The 1953-nt window shown below is 59.2% G+C and carries 2 protein-coding genes; one reads left to right on the forward strand and one right to left on the reverse strand.

From position 1 onward, the window contains the following. Positions 1-340 precede the first annotated feature (340 nt). Positions 341-877, forward strand: a complete 537-nt coding sequence (locus tag CAPSK01_RS15680) for a DUF924 family protein (protein ID WP_034928855.1) — start codon at positions 341-343, stop codon at positions 875-877. A 19-nt stretch (positions 878-896) separates the two neighbouring features. Here CAPSK01_RS15680 and CAPSK01_RS23360 read toward each other — a convergent pair. Next, positions 897-1953: exonuclease domain-containing protein (locus tag CAPSK01_RS23360; RefSeq protein ID WP_273703823.1), on the reverse strand; the 1057-nt coding region annotated here is incomplete at its 5' end.

Raw genomic sequence — 1953 nt, forward strand, 5'->3', positions numbered from 1 at the left:
AGTATCAGGAAGGGCAGTGTATGATGCAGGGATGGATGAACGAAGGCTTCCTGCTGAAGATGGTCGGTGCGTGTTCGGCGAGCGGTTTTTCTGGCCAATACCAGGCCGAGAGCCCGGGTCTGGTCCAGCAAGGTGTTTTTCGCCTGCATTCGAAGGCGTCCCAATGACTCTATGCGGCCATTGCTGAAGTCAAGGCTGGCATCGAGTTCGACCGCACACGCCAATCCAGGAACGAGAACCAGAAGAAGTAGACGCGCCGAGCCGGCGTGTGGGCGCGCAGGGCAAAGTGACGCCTGACCCTGCACACCGGTAGGTCCCAAGAGTCAGTGCCGGAGCGATGATGTTCGAGGAAGTATTGGAGTTCTGGTTCAAGGAAGCTGAACCTCAGCAGTGGTGGATCGTTGACCCCGCATTCGATGCTCGGATCAGGGGTCGCTTCCTGCCAGTGCTCAATCAGGCAGCTCGGAGTGAGCTGTTTGCTTGGCGTTCTACGTGCCAAGGGCGCTTGGCCGAGATTATCGTTCTAGACCAGTTCTCTCGAAATATCCATAGAAATACGCCCGGAGCGTTCTCACAGGATCCCCTGGCGCTGGCTCTATCTCAGGAAGCGGTGGCCTCCGGGGCGCTCGCACCGTTGTCGCCGACCGAGAGAGCATTCTTGCTCATGCCCTATATGCACAGCGAGTCGACCGTGGTTCATATTGAGGCGGAGCGCCTCTACAAAGTGTGGGCGCCGGCAAGCAACTATGAGTTTGAACTCCGCCACAAAGCCATCATCGATCGTTTCGGCCGCTATCCACATCGCAATACGATACTGGGCCGAGCCTCAACGCCGGAGGAAGAGGCGTTCCTGAAGCAGCCAGGCTCCGGTTTCTAGTCCCGGCGCGCATCGGGCTTCAGTACTTGATGCGTGCGAAGTAGGTTTTCTCGGAAGCCACAAGCGCCTGCCGCAGCGTGACGATCCCCATCCGGGCCAGCAAGGGCAGCATCTTGAGGAACACTTCGCCGGTGGCGCAGGCGTCGCCAAGCCCGCTGTGGCGGCCGTCAATGGCGATCCCCAGGCGCGTAGCGATGCTGTCGAGCTGGTGTGAGTCCTGGTTGGGGTGCAGCACGCTCGAGAGCAGCAAGGTATCGAGGACTGGCTGGCTGAAAACCACGCCGGTACGCGCTTCCTTCAGTTGCAGGAAGCGCATGTCGAAGGCCGCATTGTGCGCAAGCAGAACGGTTTCGCTGCAGAAATCATGGAAGGCGGGCAGAACCACGTCAATGTTCGGTTGCCCACGCAGCATGTCGTCGGTGATGCCGTGAATGCGGATCCCCTCGGGTCGCACAAAGCGCTCCGGATTCACCAGCTGGTCGAAAATCTCGTGCCGTAACAGACGGCCGTTGACGATGCGCACTGCCCCGATCTGAATGATCTCGTCGCCGGCCGCAGGCTCGAGGCCGGTGGTCTCGGTATCGAACACGGTGTAGCTGAGATCCGCCAGTGGCCGGTCAAGATCGATATTCTGATCACTGAAATGGAACAGGTCGAAGTCGTAATACTCGGGGCGGGCACCGCTGTCGTCGACCAGTTCTCCAGGCGCCATGGTCTCCGGAGAGGCGACCGGCAGGACGAAGCGGAAGAAGGCCCGATGCGCGGCCTTTTCACGCTCGTACCAGATCTCGCCGCCGTGGCGGTCAATGACATCCCGCAGCGACAATGGCGAACTCTCCTTCTTCATCTGCATGGCATCGTTTTCCCAGGTGTAGAAAGTCTCCGATGACATGGCGTGCCCGGCCCAGATGAGATCCAGATAGGCGAGTTTCCCAAAAGGGAGAAGCCGAAAGCGTAATTCCTTGATCTGATAATGATCGACCAGACGCGATGCCAGGAAACAGATCGAGAACACCAGCGAGAAGCTCTCGGCGCGCAGCCACAGGACTTCGTCGACTTCCTCGGTCTTGCTGGAT

Origin of the sequence: Candidatus Accumulibacter vicinus (assembly GCF_000584955.1) — a bacterium.
GTDB lineage: Bacteria > Pseudomonadota > Gammaproteobacteria > Burkholderiales > Rhodocyclaceae > Accumulibacter > Accumulibacter vicinus.